1 rRNA gene is annotated in these 210 nt (G+C 48.6%); it reads left to right on the top strand.

From position 1 onward, the window contains the following. Positions 1–202: ribosomal RNA gene (locus ND811_RS19560) — 23S ribosomal RNA — on the top strand; the annotation flags it as partial. Between the last annotated feature and the right edge of the window lie 8 nt (positions 203–210).

Here is a 210-nt window from a genome sequence, read left to right on the forward strand (position 1 = left end):
GTGCATCTGTTGTCACACCAGTGGCATGGCAGAGTAGCTACGTTCGGTCGGGATAACCGCTGAAAGCATATAAGTGGGAAGCCCACCTGAAGATAAGATCTCCCTGAAGAGTCCAGGCAGACGACCTGGTTGATAGGTCACAGGTGTAAGTTCAGTAATGGATTCAGCCAAGTGATACTAATCGCTCGATCGGCTTGACCATATTACAAT

The sequence above is a fragment of the Leptospira soteropolitanensis genome (genome assembly GCF_026151655.1).
GTDB lineage: Bacteria > Spirochaetota > Leptospiria > Leptospirales > Leptospiraceae > Leptospira_A > Leptospira_A soteropolitanensis.